An 18,068-nucleotide genomic window follows, 5' to 3' on the forward strand; every position below is an offset into this window, starting at 1 on the left:
TATTTTTTCTTTGATTCCATTGCAGGCGTACAATTGTTTTTAATCAATGAACACAGTAATTCCCTGTCTTTCCAGTAAAAACAATTTTTCCACAGTCAAAATCAAAAAGCGCCACCTATAAAAGCCAATAAGTGACGCTTCTTTCTTTACAACAATTACTTTACGTCTGCAGCATCGCTCCAGACATGATCCAAACCATAAAACTCTCTCTGCTCCTTATTAAACAGATGCACAAGGAGATTTCCGAAATCCAACAAAATCCATGTTGCGCCGCTATAGCCTTCCGAATGATGCAGCTTCACACCTTCTTTAAATAAATTCTGTACAACTTCATCCGCCATAGCTCTTAAATGGTTTACATTATTTCCGCTTGCAATCACGAAGCAATCGGCAATATTGGATAAGCCCTTTAAATCCAAAACCTTAATATCCTGTGCCAGCTTATCGTCCAATGCCTCCTGGGCAATTTTCGCAGCCTCTAATGCGTTCATATCGTTCCTCCTCAACAATCCTTATAATATTCTAATGCTTCCAAGGAAAAAGGGTGCAATTCCCTTCCCCTTGATTTTACATATTGTATCGTTTGCTCTAAAATATACTTCATTGTCATATCCAAATCTAAATATGCCAACCTGCGGGCTTCCTCAAGCCCGTCAAAGGGTTCCCTATTTGGTTCAATGAAGTCCGCGATATAAATTATTTTTTCCAATAAAGTCATATTTGCCTTGCCTGTGGTATGAAAACGAATTGCGCCTAAAATATCTTCATCCTCCACCAAATAATCCCTTTTTGCCACCTCAGCCCCTAAAAAAGGATGGATTAGATCGGGAACCATCTTCATAAAATCATCCACAGGAACCTTGTATTCCTTACAAAAGCGATCTCTCACCTGAGGCGGAAAATCCTTGGCACAGTCATGCAATAGCCCTGCAACCCGTGCCTTTTGTTTATCTTTTTGTGTGCCAAATATTTCAGCTAAGCGCTCCGCTTCATCGGCAACACCCATGGTATGGATATATCTTTTGATTGACATTGCAGACTGCAACTTCTCCTGCATTACATCCAATTCCAACATAAATTTCACCTCATCCTTTTCCTCATCCTGATATAAACAGAATTTACGGATATAATCCTCCACCGCTTGAGGCAATAAGTATTTAATTGGTTCCTCTCTTCTTGCGCGCTCTCTGATATCCGAAGAAGAAATTGCCAATGCCGGCACTTCCATAAAATGAATGCGCGTGGTAAATTTCTCCCTAATTTCCCGAATATCTCCGTTCAAACGCTCTCTGTCATATCCCGGTCGGGTAACCGCAACAAAATCACACAACGATAAAAGCCGTTCCGGCTCTTTCCAGCTCATAATCTGATGAATCGCATCTGCGCCAGTGATAAAATACAGCCTAACATCCGGACGGCACATACTTTTTAACTCTTCAATGGTATCAATGGTATAGGTTATACCGGGCCGATCAATTTCAATTCTGGACACCTCAAAATTTTCATTGCGCATCGTCGCTAAAACAGCCATCAAATAACGATGCTCTGTTTCCGTTATTATCTTATTCTTTTTGTGAGCAGGCCTACCGGAAGGAATAAAAATAACCTTGTCCACATTAAAACGATGGCGCACGGCTTCCGCCGTCACCAAGTGTCCATTATGGATGGGGTCAAAGGTTCCGCCCATAATAGCAATGCTCTTGCAGTCTTTATAACCTGCTATTTCATTTCTCATAGGAACGCCTCTTTATCTTTTCTTATCCAATCGTTTTACTTCTGCCAGTCTTTGTAATGCAAAGCCGTAATCACCCGCAGTTTTTTTTACCGCATCCCATAGCAGGCGCAGTCCATCAAATATGACTTCCTTCGTTTCTTCATCTTCATCCTTTAAGGCTTGCAGCGTACGGTATGCATTTTTCGGCGATAAAACAACCTCTCCTTGCTCATCCGCTTGGGTCGTGGAAAGCAGCTCAAACAATGCATCCACAAATTTTTCCCTTTTTTGCGGTGTTAGGCTTTTCAACCAGCTTTTCAGTGTTTTATCCCAAAATTTACTTTCCATAGAAACAGCTTCCAAACGAACAAAGTCTTTTCCCGATACCTCCCAGGAATAAGGATCATGCTGTAGCAAACCCTTTTCTGCACTCTTGACAACCGTATATCCGCCTTGATGGTTCATGATCATCCCAATAATGGAGGATTCGGGTACAAAAGAATGCACTTTAAAAATAATATCCTTATACCCTTGAAAGCGCAGCATTCCTTCTTGAAACCCAGGGCCGTCATGATTATAAATACATAAAATGCGATCTTGAATTTTGCGAGGGCAAACCGCCGAAGCAAAAACAGCCAAATTTCCGCCCTTTGAATGTCCGCCGATGCGAATATCCCCCGATAAATTTTGCGCTGCATACATAAGATATGCCGCCGCCGCAATTTGCGCAGGAACAAAATCCAAAAAGCTCATATTAAAATCTTCTTTCCACCCAATCAGCGACAAATCTGTTCCTCTGTATGCAACAAAAAAGGTGCCATCCCCCAAAAGAACGGTAAGCGCGGCAAATTGCGCCTCTATTTCCATGTCCACCTGATCAACGTAATAGCATACCTCCATGTTTTGAAACCGCCTGCTTTTGCCCATGAGCTGTAAAAGCACAAGATCCTGGGGATCGCGCACATGGAGCTTTTCCATGGGCAAATCCTTCACTTGATTCGCCAAGTCCTCAATACGCACCACTGTAGTATCATACTGCTTCAAAACCCCTATAAAATAATGATAGGCTAAACATGTTAGAATCAGTCCGTCCACATCTTGAAACGGGGATTGTTCTAACGTCAGATCTCCCCGCCAAAGCAGATAATCAAATACGTTAGTCATAGAATCCTCTCCCCCAAGTATTATTTTTTTGCTTTGGGCAGCTCAATGACAGGCTTCATTTTAGACTGACGAAACAATACGAATTTATTGCCAATCACCTGCACAATATCCGCTCCTGTTCTACTGGCAAGCATTTCTGCCGCCTCAGCCGCCGACAGCATATTATTATCTAAAACACTGACTTTTATCAATTCTCTGGCTTCCAACGCACTATGCACCGTATCTCTCAGCTCAGGCGTTACACCGTTTTTCCCAACCTGAAAAATCGCATCGATTCCGTTTGCCATGGAACGCAAATATGCTCTTTGTTTGCTCGTTAACATAAAATCCTCCAATTTATTTATACTTTCTCACTATAATCCTTAACATCATAGCACACAAACGTCTGTTTTGCAATCTTGCCCCCAAAAAAAGCACATTTTATCCATTTTTTGGCCACTCGTCTTTTTTTCTAAAAAAAAGATTGTTCCGTCAAACGATTGATGATAAAATATAGTATATTATACAAAAGTGGGTATGATTCATTTTCGTGTTTCCACGAGTTTAACATGCCCTCATAAGCTGATTTGTATTATATTAATTCAATTTGTATTTTGCTAAAATTAATGCAAGCTTTAAAAATATTATAATCACTTTTGTTCCTGTAGAAATAGGAGGAAAGCAGCATGGATTTTCAAATCGGTTCACGACTTCGGGAACTGCGAAATAATAAAAAATTGAGTATTGCGGAGCTCTCTAAAATTTCCGATGTGAGTACGGGCTTAATCAGCCAAATCGAGCGTGATTTGGTAGTCCCCTCCGTTGTCAGCCTTTGGCGATTGGCCAATGCTTTGGACACAAATATTAATTATTTTTTTGAAGAACAGCAGCAAGAAGACGGAGTGCTCATCCGTCGGGGAGATCATAAAATCATTGTAACCCATCGAAATAATAGCTTTTACAAGCTTTTGTCTCCCACACGAGCCGGTCATTTGTTAGATATGACGGAAGTTCGTTTGAAAAGCGGCTGTGCCTATGAAAAAGAAACCCTTTGCCATAGTGGTGAAGAATGTGGATATGTTTTAAAAGGCACATTGACGGTTCACCTAAATGGAAACGAATATGTGCTTTATGAAGGCGACAGTATTTATTTTAACAGCTCTCTCCCCCATAAGTATATCAATAACTCTGAGGAAGAATGCATCTCCATTTGGGCAATGACACCTCCATTTTTTTAAGAATCTGCGCTGCGAAATTTGCAGCGTATTTTTATTTTATCTATAAAGTCAAAACCATGAGGGCTTGCCCTCAAACACCCACAAGGGTTTCACCCTTGACCCATCTGAAACCGCTTAGCTATGCGGTTTCAATAAAAGTTTTTGGTCTTGCTTTTTTCAAAAAGCAAGCAGGCTTGGATGGAACAGCGAAGAAAACGCTGCCATCACACAATGATGGTTTTGGGCAACAAAATTTCTGACCCAACGCCCGAGGGTTTCGGCAATCAAAGAAACAGACAAAAATATCCGCCTCAGAGTGTCTATAAAGTCAAAACCTTGATGGCTTTGCCCTCAAACACCCACAAGGGTTTCACCCTTGACCCATCTGAAACCGCTTAGCTATGCGGTTTCAATAAAAGTTTTTGGTCTTGCTTTTTTCAAAAAGCAAGCAGGTTTGGATGGTACAGCGAAGAAAACGCTTCCATCACACAGTGATGGTTTTGCGCAGCAAAATTCCTAACCCAACGCCCGAAGGTTTCGGCAATCAAAGAGACGGACAAAAATGTCCGCCTCTTTTTTTGAGGTTATTGAGTCTTAATAGAATCTCATTTAAATTACCTTTTTGTAAAAACATCGGGAAGCTTTTAATATTTAACCAATCACTCTGTGTATCAGGTTTAACCAGTTGCCACCGGAAACCATCTCCAACTCTTTCTCCGTAAATCCTGCTGCCTTCATTTTAATCAGCAATTCAGGAACCTTGGAACAATCCTCCAAGCCAACGGTAAATGAGGTTTCTTGACTGCTGTAACTCCTCATTGAGTCTGTCGATAAAAATTCAAAGAAATCAAAACCGAAGCCAAGATGCTCTACGCCGATTTTGTCCGCTATGTAGGATGCATGTTTAACCAAATTATCTACATTTTGCCCATTGACATCCTCACTTACAAAAAGATTGAAGGAGTTTAAGCCCACCAAACCTTTTGTATCTCTTATTTCCAATAGCTGTTCGTCCGTTAAGTTTCTAGCCGCTGCCGCCAGCGCCTTTGCATTGGAGTGAGATGCTAGAATTGGGCCTTCCGATACATCCATAACATCCCAAAAGGAACGCTCATTGAGATGGGAAACATCCATAATCATTTTTTTGTGCTGAAGCAAACGAACGGCTTTTTTGCCAAGCTCTGTCAGCCCTCTGCAAGGATCACCCTGCACGCCTGTTGCCAATGGGTTTTGCTCGTTCCATGTCAGCATGGCATGACGGGCACCAAAATCGTAAAGCATATGAATTTGCTCCACATCCTCTCCGATGCCAGAAAGGCCTTCCATCCCCAATAGGATAAAGAATTTTCCCGCTTTTTTCGCCGCTTCGATTTCAGCCATGTTATGCACCAATACCGCCTTATCACACTCAGCCATTTCCTCCTTTGTTGCCTTCAGGATTTGCTCTAGCCTTTTCGATGGTTCTTTGTCATAAGGTGGGTCAATCCAAATGACGAAACAGCCTCCCTCAACTCCGCCTTTACGCAATCTGGTCAGGTGGTGGTTCTTAATTACCTGCGTTTCCCCAAGCAGGCGTTTGATGGTGACATCGGTAAAGATGTCAGAATGTCCGTCAAAAATCATAATACTCCTCTTTTCGTCTCTAAAAAACTCATTTGCTTATGTGTTTATGCGCCAAACAATTGTCCGATGAAGGTGCCGAAATATGTACCAATGACATAACCCAGTGTACCAACCAGCATAATAGGGCCTACTAATTTTACCCAGCCCTTGGAAATCGCCATTGCCGCCGCTGTCGTAGGACCGCCAATGTTTGCATTTGATGCAAGAATGATTTCCTCCAGATTGAATTTGAACAATTTGCCAAAAACAAAGCAAAAAAGCATATTTCCAACAACCATAATCAGGCAGAATACAAACAGCCATGGTGCATTTACAATAATTTGTTTAATGGATGCAGGAACGCCGATAACAAATAAGAACAAATAAATTAAGTATGTACCGATTTCCTGAGCACCTGCTGTTTTTTCCACATGTTTTGAACCAAAGGTTGCCACAAGCATAGCTACGGTTGTCATAATCAAGTATTTGTTACTAAATAAAGCGTTAACAGTTTTTAAGAAAGGGTTACTCGTAGGAATCGCTGTGCCTAAAATTTTTGCAATTGAAAAGGAAATCCAGACAATAATGGCACTGATTGCAAAATCAACAGCAATATCTCTTAAAGAAATGGGTTTTCTTTCCCAGTATGCAGCTGCTTGTGTTTTTGCTGCTTCATCAACACCAACACTTTCCACCTCATCCAAATGGGGATGCTTATAGGCCTTGCGGAAAAAACTAATGCTTGGAATTGCAATCAATACAAAGAAGTAACAAGCCATCAAAAGGTTATCCGCAACGGTTGTAGCCGCAACAGTCTCACCAGGAATTGCAAAGGAACCTGACAAAGTAGCAAAGTTCACACCTCCACCAATGTAGGAGCCTGTCATCATTGCCGCAACACCAGCAGGATCGGGAACGCTGTTCTGCAATAAATTGAAGGCCACAACTGCGGAAACAGTTGTACCAATAGAACCAATTAAGAAAATAAATAATAATTTCCCAGATTCCTTCCAAATTTTGCGAATATCACACTGCAGCAGCAGCAGGGGGATCGCCAAGGGTACTACATAACCCCAAATAATGTCATCAAACCAAGGGGCACTTGTGGGAATAACGTTAAAGTTTGTTAATAGCAATGCTCCAATCAGCGCAATAATTGCACCGGATAGTTTGGAGGCCCAAGCCCATGTCTGCTCTGCGTAAATGGAGAACGCAACCCAGCCACAAGTAATGGCCATGAGTGCCCACGTGTTGTCAGCACTAATCAATGTTGAACCTGTCATAATATCTCCTCCTTTAAATAAAAAATTAAAAAGTAAAATTCCGTGTTTGCACTTTTGCTGCAAAATGCAAACTTAAGACCAATGAAGAATCATTCAATATCTTGAATTAATTCAATATCTTGAATCTTTGTTCACAATACTATCATTTTTTTCTTTTTCTGTCAATCACGCAAATAACGAAAGCATTCCCGTTTTATTATATTTTTTTTCAGCCTTATTCATGCAACCATCGTTTTTTTGTACAATTTCTTATTGACTATTTTATGAAATATAACGAAATAATCAAAAAAAACCACTAATATTTTTTTACTATAATTAAACTCTGCTTGTTCTTTTTTAAATACAAAAAGGCCATGCTTTTTAAACATGACCTTTTAAATCAGACGCTTGATACATTATGCATTACGACTCATCCTTTATGCTTATTCTGGGGCAACCCCGCACAAACAAACCCCGTAGATGCATCCACAGAAATCAGCGCATCATTTGGAATAAAGTCTGTTACTTTTGCATTACAAACAATTACCGGTATATCCAAAGCTCTGCCTGCAATTTCTGCGTGGCAATCATCACTATGATCCATCGGCCCTACAATAATGGCCGAAGCCTTTTGAATATAAGGCATAAAATCGTTATCCGTAGCTGCTACAACAAGAATATCACCTTTTTGGAAGTTACGTTCCATATCTTCCCGTCTTTTTATGACTCTTGCTCTGCCACTGGCCTTTTTTGTACCCACACCTATGCCTTTGAAAAGCACATCTCCAACAATATCCACCCGAAGGGTATTGGTTGCACCGCTTACACCAAGGGGCATGCCTAATGCCAAAACAACTGTATCGCCATTTTTCACAAGCCCACTTTTTTGAATAATATTCATGCCAGTATCAAAAACCTGTCCTTGCTGCAGCTTTTCTTTATAGAGCATTGGCTTGCAGCCCCAAACCAAATTAAGCTGACGCCATACCTGATCCGACATGGTTGCTGCAACAATAGGGCAAACCGGTCTATGCTTGGAGATCATTCTTGCTGTAAAGCCAGACTGTGTAATAGTGGATATACATGCCGTATTCAATTCAGCAGCCGTTGTACAAGCAGCAAAGCTGATTGCGTTGGTAATATTTGTTGTTACGCCGTCAGGCTGTCTGGTCAATAATTTACTGTAATTAATGCTGCTTTCTGCTTTTTCCGCAATACGAGCCATGGTTGCAACTGCCTCAAGGGGGAAACTCCCTGCCGCTGTTTCGCCGGAAAGCATAATGGAATCACTGCCGTCAAAAATAGCGTTTGCAACGTCGTTTGCCTCTGCTCTGGTGGGTCTTGGGCTGTTCACCATGCTCTCTAGCATTTGGGTGGCCGTAATGACAGGTTTACTGCGCTGATTTGCCTTTGCAATCAACTGTTTTTGAACCAACGGCACTTCTTCCGGTGGTATTTCCACACCCAAGTCCCCTCTAGCAACCATAATGCCATCAGAAACCTCTAAAATTTCATCAATATGGTCTACGCCCTCTTGATTTTCAATTTTCGCAATAATATGAATGCCATCGCCGCCGTTTTCTTCCAATACCTTTCTAATTCTTGTCACATCTGAAGCAGATCGGATAAAGGAGGCAGCAACAATATCAAAGTCATTGGCAATCCCGAATTTCAAATCTTCAATATCTTTTTCTGTTAAAGCTGGCAAATTTACTTTAATGCCGGGGAGATTCACCCCTTTTCTGGACCCAACCTTACCACCGTTTACAACAGTGCATTGCACTTCCGGCCCTGCGATTCGGTCTACCTTCAATTCAATTAAGCCATCATCAATCAATACACGGGAACCAACCTGCAAATCATTGGGTAAGTCCAAATAGGTTACGGATACCTTTTCCTTCGTCCCCTCCACATCTTCCGTGGTTAATGTAAATCTATCGCCCTCTTCCAAAAGAATCTTCCCCTCGGCAAAGGTTTTAATTCTAATTTCAGGGCCTTTAGTATCCAAAATTAAGGGAATGGGTGCCCCCAGTTCCTCTCTGGCTTGTTTTAATTTATTAATCATTTCCCCATGGGATTCATAGGTTCCATGAGAAAAATTCACACGGGCAGCATCCAATCCATTTTGAATTAATTTTTTCATAATTTCAACACTGTCCGTTGCTGGTCCCAGTGTACAAACAATTTTCGTCCTGCGCATTGCAGTACCTCCTCTTTCTTTTTTTCAAATTAATTTATTGTAAAATGCAATCGTAACTCTTTGATAAGTAAAACGAATTTTGATTACTATAACCACTCCCAAAGCTATAACTATCAATTTCATTCCAAACGGAGGGATAAACACCGCTTAAGGTCTCCGCCTCATCGCCGCAGAACTTAAGAAAGTCCGTCTTCGACTATGCGTAAAATTATTTCATAATTTTACTTATAACGGACGGTGTTTTCAACACTCCCTATGCATTCTCCGCTTCGCTCCTCCTGCATACTTTTCTTATGCTCTCCGCCTCATTGGCGCAGAACTTAAGAAAGTCCGTTATATCGCAAGAATTTTGATTACATTGTACATATCCTGATCCAAAGTTTTCTTTATCTCGAAGGATTCCCCTAAATCAATCACTTCGTATCTTCCTCTATTATAACTAACCACCTGATTTTGTTTTCCTTCCATAATGGCTTTTACGGCATGATAGCCCATCATGGAGGCGTGCATACGGTCAACAGCTGTGGGGCTTCCTCCTCTTTGCAAATGGCCGAGGATGGTGGCTCTTGTCTGGATTCCTGTAATATCTTGGATATCCTTTGCCAATTTCTGCGTTCCGCCAACGCCTTCGGCAACAACAATCAGATTATGACGTTTTCCAACGCTCCGATTTGCCAAAATCTGTTGAATCACCTTTTGGCTATCAATAATATTCTTTGCTTCGGGAAACATAACGTCCTCTGCTCCGCCAACCATGCCGCACCACACCGCAATATATCCGGCATCACGGCCCATAACCTCAACCACGGAACACCGCTCATGTGAGCTTGATGTATCCCTCAGCTTATTCAAAGCATCCATCCCTGTATTTACGGCAGTATCAAAGCCAATGGTATATTCTGTGCTGTTCATATCCAGGTCAATGGTTGCAGGAATACCAATGCAGTTTACGCCAAGCTTTGCCAGTTCGCCCATACCTCTATAGGAGCCGTCGCCGCCAATGACAACCAATGCATCCAAGCTCAATATTTTATAAATTGCAGCCGCTTTGTTCAAGCCTTCCTCTGTCATCATTTCCGGACAGCGTGCCGTATGCAAAATAGTACCGCCCAGGTTCATTACATTGGAAACATCCTTGCTGTACATTTCTTTAATTTCACCATTAATCAAGCCGTTATAGCCTTTACGAATACCAATTACTTGAATATCATGAAAAATAGCTGTTCTTACAACCGCACGAATGGCAGCGTTCATCCCCGGAGCATCCCCTCCACTGGTTAATACGCCTATTTTTTGAATCTTTTTTTGTTCCATCACATTTCCCTCCTATCCCAAAAGTTATTCCTTCTCATTTTTTTGTGAATGAATTACACCAAATTGCGTATAAATTTCGGCCTCACCTCTTACTTTTATAGCAGAAGTATTGGCTGTAAACTGGGCAATCAAAACCTCGCCTTTGTCGAGTTTTTCCGTATGATGAATTTTTGTAACCTCACCACGGGTAACCCCGATGATGCTTACGCCCTTTTCCAAAGCTTTCACGCAGATATAAGGCGTATTTTCCGCATTCTTCTCAACCATACACTACGCCTCCTAGCCGTCCTTTGTCACTACGTTGATCTCGCCCAGCAAATACTTTAACTCCTGTTGTAATTCAAAAGAACCGTTTACCCAATATTTTCTCTCGGCCTTCCTTTTTTCTTTTGTTTTTTCTTGATAAATATAAACGGGAATATTCCCTTTATACTGCGTTAAAATTGCTGTAATTTGCTGCAAAGAAACCTCTTTTTCCTTGGCTATTTTTAACCATAACGACGAGGCTGACTTCTCATCCTCCAATTGCAATAATTGTATCCCGGATGCAATAACCTTTGCTTCTCCATCCGCCGAAACATTGGCGCGGCCTTTGATTAGAATAGCCGTTTCTTCTTGCAAAAGCTCAGAATATTGCTGAAAAATCTTAGGGAAAACAATAATTTCCATGGTTCCTTGAAAATCCTCTAAGGTTAAAAACGCCATTTTATCGTTGTTTCTAGTATATTTCACCGAAACCCCTGCAATCATACCGCCAACAATCACCTTCGTTTCATCTTCAATCTGCTGACGATCCTCTCCGTCTTCGGCAGGGAGAAAATCCATACTGCTGTGGCTTATTTTTCTCCGAAGTCTTTCTCCATATTCTGCCAAAGGGTGTCCGCTTACATAAATTCCCAAAACCTCTTTTTCCATTGCCAGCTTATCCCGTGGCAAATACTCCTCCACATTGGGCAATTCGTCTTGGGACATAAAGCTATCTTCCCCCATATCCATATCAAACAAATTCATTTGTCCTGCTATATTATTCTTTCTTGCCTGACCAATTCCATCCAAAATACTTTTGTAAATCGCCATATATTGACTTCTGGCGCCCCCCAAGGAATCCATGGCACCGGCTTTAATCATGCTTTCAATGCTGCGCTTATTGATTTCTCCTGTTTCCATTCGATTGCAAAAATCCATTATAGACTGAAACAAGCCTTTTTTTCCCCGTTCTACAACCAAAGCATTTACCACACCACGTCCCACATTTTTAATTGCCGCAAGGCCAAAGCGTATTTTTCCATCGGAAACAGAAAAATGTCCGTATCCCTCGTTAATATCGGGCGGCAATAAAGCTATGCCCATCTTTTTGCATTCCTCAATATAGCTTGAAACCTTGCTTGCATTATCCATAACGCTTGTCATCAAAGCCGCCATAAATTCCACTGGATAATGGGCTTTCAACCAAGCGGTTTGGTATCCGACAACAGCATAGCAGGCCGCATGACTTTTGTTGAAGGCATACTTGGCAAAATCCGTCATTTCGTCAAATATTTTCTCCGCATTTTCCGCAGGAATCCCATTTTTTACGCATCCGGGAACCTCTTTGCCTACACCGTATACGAAATTTTTTCGCTCCTCCGCCATAACCGAGGCTTTTTTCTTACTCATGGCACGACGTACCAAATCGCTTCGTCCAAGGCTATAGCCCGCCAAATCACGCACAATTTGCATTACCTGCTCCTGATAGACAATGCAGCCATAGGTATTTTGCAAAATCGGTTCTAGGCTTTCATGGGTATACTGAATATTTTCCGGATTATTTTTCCCTTTGATATATTTAGGAATAAAATCCATGGGGCCTGGACGATATAAGGAAATCCCCGCAATCAAATCCTCCAGCCGTTTGGGTTGAAGCTCACGCATAAACTGCTTCATACCTGCACTTTCCAGCTGAAAAACACCCTCCGTTTTCCCTTGACAAATCAGTTGATACACCTCAGTATCGTCATCAGGAATTGTATCAATATCTATTGGAATACCATGGATACGTTCTACCTCTTGCACTGCATTTTGTATAACCGTAAGCGTGCGCAGACCAAGGAAATCCATTTTCAAAATGCCCAATTCCTCCAAAAGGGTCATGGTGTATTGGGTATTGACCTGTCCTTCATTGGCACTCAAAGGCACATACTCCATGACAGGCTCTTTGCAAATGACAACCCCCGCCGCATGGGTAGAGGAATGCCTTGGCAGTCCCTCCAGACGCATGGAGGTATCAATCAAACGGTGGGTATCTTCCTCCGTTTCATAGGCCTTTTGCAAATCGTGATTCATGGTTAAAGCTTTTTTTATGGTAATCCCCAGTTCCGTGGGAATCATTTTAGAAATACGGTCAACCTCAGCATAGGGCATGGCAAGTGCACGTCCTACGTCCTTAATTGCCGCTCTTGCCGCCAAGGTACCAAAAGTAATAATCTGCGCAACGTGATCCTCGCCGTACTTACGGATTACATAATCTATGACCTCTTGCCGCCGTTCATAGCAAAAATCAATATCAATATCCGGCATGCTGACACGTTCTGGGTTTAAAAAGCGTTCAAATATCAAGTCATATTTTAACGGATCGATGGTGGTGATGGATAAGCAATAGGAAACCATGCTTCCCGCCGCCGAACCACGCCCCGGGCCCACAATAATTCCGCTATCCTTTGCGTATTTGATAAAATCCCAAACAATAAGGAAATAATCCACATACCCCATGTTTTCTATGGTAGAAAGCTCGTATTCCAACCGTTCCTTCCATTCTTTTTTTGCATCGGGATATTTTTCTTGAAAACCCGCCTCACAAATCTCTCTAAGATATTGTTGGGCAGTTTTCCCTTGTGGCACATCAAACTGGGGCAGCTTTAATTCATGAAAGCGGAAAGAAACGTTGCACCTATGGGCGATTTTCGCTGTATTTTCCAACGCTTCAGGGGCAAAGGAAAACAAATCATACATCTCCTCAGGGCTTTTCAGATAAAACTGCCCCCCTTCATAGCGCATCCGATCCTCATCCAAAACAGTTTTTCCTGTTTGAATACACAGCAAAATGTCATGAGGTTCCGCATCCTCTTTATAAATATAGTGGCTGTCATTTGTAGCAATCAAGGGGATTCCCGTTTCCTTGCTCATACGCACTAAAGCCATATTTACCTGCTTTTGCTCCCGTATTCCATGATCCTGAAGCTCCAAAAAGAAATTACCCTCTCCAAAAATATCAAGATATTCCAATGCCGTTTCCTTTGCCTTTTCATAGGAAACATTAACGATATTTCTGGGAACTTCCCCTGCCAAGCAGGCACTGGAGGCAATAATTCCCTTATGATACTTTTTTAATAGCTCCTTGTCAACACGGGGTCTATAATAAAACCCGTCTATAAATCCGTAGGATACCAGTTTAATTAAATTTTGATACCCCTCATTATTCTCCGCCAAAAGCACAAGATGATAATTACCAGCGTTTTTAGCATCCTTTTGCAAGCGAGAATTAGGTGCCACATAAACCTCACAGCCGATAATGGGCTTCACCCCTGCCTCAAGCGCAGCCTTATAAAAATCCATGGCACCAAACATGGCCCCATGATCCGTTATGGCAATGCTATCCATTCCCAGTTCTTTCGTCCGCTGAACCAATTCTTTTATCTTTGCCGAACCATCCAAAAGACTATACTCCGTATGAACATGCAGGTGCGCAAAGGGCTTTGTATCATTTGAATTTTCAGAAAACTCCATTTTGCACCTCCTAAAATTCTATTTTTGCAAATATTGTTTTATTATATCATATTTTCCTTATATAAAAAAGGAAAAAATAGTTTTGTGTCCCAGCGGGACAAAAATAATCCCACATAAATTTTAATAGGAATGACTATCTGCATTTCTTAAAAATATAATTCCTTATTGTAAAATTTGCAATCTTCTTTTTGCAAAGCTTTATCATTTCATACCCTTGTAAATTTGTTTTTTTTACAAAAGCTACTATTTATACTTTATCACAACAACAGCAAATGTAAAATAAGGATTTATTAAAAATTTGCAGGTAAAAGCTAAACTTATTTGTTGAATTATTCTAAATTTTAATTGCTGTGGATGGAGGTTTTATAGCACCTTGAAAATAGGAAACATCCAAAACACAAAAACAGCGCACCATTACAGTACACTGTTTTTTCATTGCAAATTATTCGTATCTTAAAGCCTCTACAGGGTCTTTTTTTGCAGCTTTTTTTGCCGGATACAAGCCAAAGCCCAAACCAACGATAGCAGAAAATGCAACGGCAATTAGCACAACCACGGGCTTTACAACAACGCCTACTCCTACAATCAAACCGCCAATGGCAACTACAGAAATTCCTAAAATAGTGCCAATAATCCCGCCTGCCGCAGAAATCGCAGCTGCTTCAATCAAAAATTGAATCATAATGTCCCGCGTTCTTGCACCAAGTGCCTTTCGTATACCGATTTCTCTCGTTCTTTCCGTAACAGATACCAGCATGATATTCATAATGCCTATTCCGCCTACCACCAAGGAAATCGCAGCAATAGCACCTACTACCGCCGAAAGGGAGCCAAGTACACTATCTATCGTACCCATTTCCTCTTGGGCAGAATAACAAACCACATTCTCTACCTGTTGATTCTTCATTCTAGCAATATAGTCCCGAATTTTACTTTGCAGCTGTGGCATATCCTGATCTTTTGCCATCCAGAAATAGATTGCCCATTGTGAATCATTATCGCTCATCATAATGCTTTCAGGAATGTACGCTTCCGCAAAAGAACCGCCATTCATCAGCTTCATCAGCGCCGAATCCGTATTCACATATACACCGATGACCAAAAGCTCCTCCACCTGGTTATTTATGGTGGTCTTGATTGTTTTGCCCACAGCATTTTCCTGCCCATAAAGATTGAGGGCCGTCGAACTCTCCAAGACTACAAATTTTTTCTTATCTAAAATATCTTTATCATTCAACATACGACCGTACACAATTTGGGGGTCTTTCATTTCCGTAGGATTTTCGGCCAATCCTGTTAAAACAACAGTTTCCTTTTTTCTTCCAAATTTTACATCAGTCCTTGATGAATTGCGAAAACTTACACAGGTGACCTTGCCGTCCATAGCTTCCTTTAATTGATCCCCATCTTCTTTTGTAAAAAGATCATTTTCTGTATAGTAATCATCAGGAGGCGAAATGTAGGCATAAGCCAAACCGGAGCCAAAGTTTTCATATTCACTGGCTACCATACTGCGCATGGTATCTCCCAGGGATACAATGGCAATGACGGAGCTGATACCAATAATCATACCTAACATGGTCAAAAAGGAACGCATTTTATTGGCACGAATAGAGGACATTGCTAGTTTTATATTTTCGAATATCATCCCTCCTTCACCACCTTTTCATCGCTTACAATCTGCCCGTCTTGAAAACGAATAATCCGTTTTGTGCATTGGGCAATATCCTCTTCATGGGTAACAACAACAACCGTTGCTCCCTCATCGTTAAGCTTGGTGAAAAAATCCATGATCTCATGGGAAGAATGGCTATCTAAATTACCCGTTGGCTCATCCGCAAGAATAATGGCAGGATCATTGGCCAGGGCTCTGGCAATGGCAACCCTCTGCTTTTGTCCTCCCGAAAGCTCGTTAGGCATATGATGCACCCGTTCCCCTAAGCCCACCTTTTCCAATAAAGCGCTAGCCTTTGCTTTTCTCTCTTCCCCCCTCATTCCCCCGTATATCATGGGGATTTCCACGTTTTTCAGCGCAGAAGTACGGGGTATCAGCTGAAAAGCCTGAAAAACAAAGCCGATTTTTTTATTTCTGATTTTCGAAAGATCATCTTCTCCTTGGTCTACAATTGAAATGCCGTCCAATAAAAATCGTCCCTGAAAATTTCTATCCATGCAACCAAGGATATTCATTAATGTTGATTTTCCTGAACCGGACTGTCCCATAATCGCCACATATTCCCCTTCATTTATGGAAAGAGATACGTTTTGCAGGGCCTGCACCTGAATGACGCCTGTATCATAAATTTTATTTAGCTCTTCTATTTTAATTACTTCCTTCATACTGCACCTCCTACTGAGGGATAACGGTCATTCCTTCCGTCAGCCCAAGGCTGGGGTTCAGAACAATCTGCTGTCCTTCGGTCAATTCACCCTCCTGAATTTGAATCAGAAGATCTGTTTCCAAGCCAATCGTAACAGGTACGATATGAATGGTATTGTCCTCATTTACAACATAAACAACAGTTGCGCCGTCCTCTAATTCACTTACCGCTTCATAGGGCACAGTTAATGTCTGCTCTGCCTTTGCAATGTGAATGGTAGCCTTTGCAGTAATTCCCGCAATTAGCTTTTCATTTGTGCCAACAACTTCTATGTAAACGGGAATTACCCTTTCCGTGGAATTAGAATCCTTGCTTTCACCTGTTGGAGAAATGCGGCTTACAACACCCTCTACGATTTCCCCTCCCAAAATATCCGCGGTGATTTCCACTTTTTGACCTAGTAGAATCTTAGCAATATCCGTTTCATTCACCAAAACCTTCATTTGTAGCTTGTCAATATTTTCAATTACAAACATAGGCTTATCATCTTCCGTTTCATCGGCAAAACGACCTACCTTCGTATTTACACGGGTAACCGTACCATCAATCATACTACAAATTTTGCAATCCTGCAGTGTTTCCGCTTGAATGCTCACCCTTCGCTTCGTATTCTCCAAGGTTTGTTTTTCAGAAGCTGTTAAAATAGCGACACCATTTTCTGATGAAATATTATCCAGCTTTCTTTTAGCAGCATCCAGCTCACTTTGGCTAGCTGCTTTTATATCAAATAATGCCTTGATACTATCATAATCCTCTTTCGCCTTATCATAATCCACTTGCCGCTCCTCCAGCAACTCTTTTTGCTGCATTTCTAATAAAGCCTGCTCTCCCTTGCTTAAACTAATTTGCTTCGTAAGATCCGAGCTGTCCAAAACAGCTAAAAGCTGTCCTTTTTTCACCTTATCCCCTTCTTTTACCAATAATTCCTTTACTTCATAGTGAAGCTTTGACACAACCTCCGTATTTTCCGTGCCCTCTAAAACCGCTTTTAGCTTTAATACTTCTTCCACATCTTGTTTTTCTACGAAAGATGTACTCACCATCATCCCCACCGGAGTTTTATTCCCTCCAAAAACAACCTTTACGCCAACAGCCACAACAATTAAGCCGGCAACAGCGATTAGTATTTTCTTTTTCTTTGATAAAGCCATATTTTTGCCTCCTTGATTTTTCTTATTTTTCTATTATAATAACGAAATTCTAAGAAGTCAGTTAATATTTCTTAATTTTTCTTTAATTTATAATTTTTTCCAGTAATTAAGGACTTTTTCTTTCTCCAAATACACCTTTTGGAGGTTCATTTTATCTAAGGAAGTGCTAATTAAATGAAGGGTGCAAAGATGGTTGAGGCAATTTTTTTGTTTGGCAAGGAAAAAAACGTAGGAATAGAACGCTACCCACCGACTTTTTGATGTTGTCCAAACGAAAAATTTGCCGATTAGCTGGGCTCACGTAATTAATCAGTACTTCTCT

15 protein-coding genes are annotated in these 18,068 nt (G+C 41.2%); 2 read left to right on the plus strand and 13 right to left on the minus strand.

Annotated features, from left to right (window positions below; all coding sequences use genetic code 11):
* Positions 1–155: 155 nt before the first annotated feature.
* Genes rsfS through yhbY form a run of 4 tightly spaced genes read right to left on the minus strand, consistent with a single transcriptional unit; the run spans position 156 to position 3,201 of the window.
* Complete coding sequence (gene rsfS / locus CLNEO_RS09605; RefSeq protein ID WP_066087967.1) at positions 156–491, minus strand: ribosome silencing factor; 336 nt, start codon at positions 489–491, stop codon at positions 156–158.
* A gap of 11 nt (positions 492–502) precedes the next feature.
* A complete protein-coding gene (nadD, locus tag CLNEO_RS16535) occupies positions 503–1,735 on the minus strand; it encodes a nicotinate-nucleotide adenylyltransferase (RefSeq protein WP_066087970.1) in 1,233 nt (410 codons plus the stop codon).
* Between the two features lie 12 nt (positions 1,736–1,747).
* The gene (locus CLNEO_RS09615) at positions 1,748–2,878 is read right to left on the minus strand and encodes a DUF2974 domain-containing protein (RefSeq protein ID WP_066087972.1); all 1,131 of its coding nucleotides are present in this window, start codon (positions 2,876–2,878) and stop codon (positions 1,748–1,750) included.
* Between the two features lie 20 nt (positions 2,879–2,898).
* Positions 2,899–3,201, minus strand: a complete 303-nt coding sequence (gene yhbY, locus CLNEO_RS09620) for a ribosome assembly RNA-binding protein YhbY (protein WP_066087975.1) — start codon at positions 3,199–3,201, stop codon at positions 2,899–2,901.
* Positions 3,202–3,543: 342 nt separating this feature from the next.
* On the opposite strand from yhbY, the gene CLNEO_RS09625 reads away from it, so the two are divergent.
* Positions 3,544–4,095, plus strand: a complete 552-nt coding sequence (locus CLNEO_RS09625) for a cupin domain-containing protein (protein ID WP_066087979.1) — start codon at positions 3,544–3,546, stop codon at positions 4,093–4,095.
* Between the two features lie 177 nt (positions 4,096–4,272).
* Complete coding sequence (locus CLNEO_RS15845) at positions 4,273–4,473, plus strand: hypothetical protein (protein WP_157723540.1); 201 nt, start codon at positions 4,273–4,275, stop codon at positions 4,471–4,473.
* Between the two features lie 252 nt (positions 4,474–4,725).
* Here the strand turns inward: CLNEO_RS15845 and CLNEO_RS09630 are convergent, their stop codons facing one another.
* The 9 genes from CLNEO_RS09630 to CLNEO_RS09670 form a co-directional block, all read right to left on the minus strand.
* Entirely contained in the window at positions 4,726–5,697 is a 972-nt protein-coding gene (locus tag CLNEO_RS09630) for a dipeptidase (RefSeq protein ID WP_066087980.1), read from the minus strand.
* Between the two features lie 44 nt (positions 5,698–5,741).
* Positions 5,742–6,959 (minus strand): DUF819 family protein, encoded by a 1,218-nt coding sequence (locus CLNEO_RS09635; protein ID WP_066087982.1) that lies wholly within the window; start codon positions 6,957–6,959, stop codon positions 5,742–5,744.
* Positions 6,960–7,368: 409 nt separating this feature from the next.
* On the minus strand, positions 7,369–9,138 hold the full coding sequence (pyk, locus tag CLNEO_RS09640) for a pyruvate kinase (protein ID WP_066087983.1): 1,770 nt from the start codon (positions 9,136–9,138) through the stop codon (positions 7,369–7,371).
* A 333-nt stretch (positions 9,139–9,471) separates the two neighbouring features.
* Complete coding sequence (gene pfkA, locus CLNEO_RS09645; protein WP_066087986.1) at positions 9,472–10,452, minus strand: 6-phosphofructokinase; 981 nt, start codon at positions 10,450–10,452, stop codon at positions 9,472–9,474.
* Between the two features lie 24 nt (positions 10,453–10,476).
* Positions 10,477–10,719 (minus strand): trp RNA-binding attenuation protein MtrB, encoded by a 243-nt coding sequence (gene mtrB / locus CLNEO_RS09650; protein WP_066087987.1) that lies wholly within the window; start codon positions 10,717–10,719, stop codon positions 10,477–10,479.
* A gap of 12 nt (positions 10,720–10,731) precedes the next feature.
* Entirely contained in the window at positions 10,732–14,214 is a 3,483-nt protein-coding gene (locus CLNEO_RS09655; protein ID WP_066087989.1) for a DNA polymerase III subunit alpha, read from the minus strand.
* 442 nt (positions 14,215–14,656) lie between these two features.
* On the minus strand, positions 14,657–15,862 hold the full coding sequence (locus CLNEO_RS09660; RefSeq protein WP_066087991.1) for an ABC transporter permease: 1,206 nt from the start codon (positions 15,860–15,862) through the stop codon (positions 14,657–14,659).
* On the minus strand, positions 15,859–16,554 hold the full coding sequence (locus tag CLNEO_RS09665; protein ID WP_066087994.1) for an ABC transporter ATP-binding protein: 696 nt from the start codon (positions 16,552–16,554) through the stop codon (positions 15,859–15,861). Before CLNEO_RS09665 ends, CLNEO_RS09660 begins: the two co-directional genes overlap by 4 nt.
* 10 nt (positions 16,555–16,564) lie before the next feature.
* A complete protein-coding gene (locus CLNEO_RS09670) occupies positions 16,565–17,746 on the minus strand; it encodes an efflux RND transporter periplasmic adaptor subunit (protein WP_066087996.1) in 1,182 nt (393 codons plus the stop codon).
* Positions 17,747–18,068 lie beyond the last annotated feature (322 nt).

This window comes from Anaerotignum neopropionicum (assembly GCF_001571775.1).
In the GTDB taxonomy this organism is placed as follows: Bacteria; Bacillota; Clostridia; order Lachnospirales; family Anaerotignaceae; genus Chakrabartyella; species Chakrabartyella neopropionicum.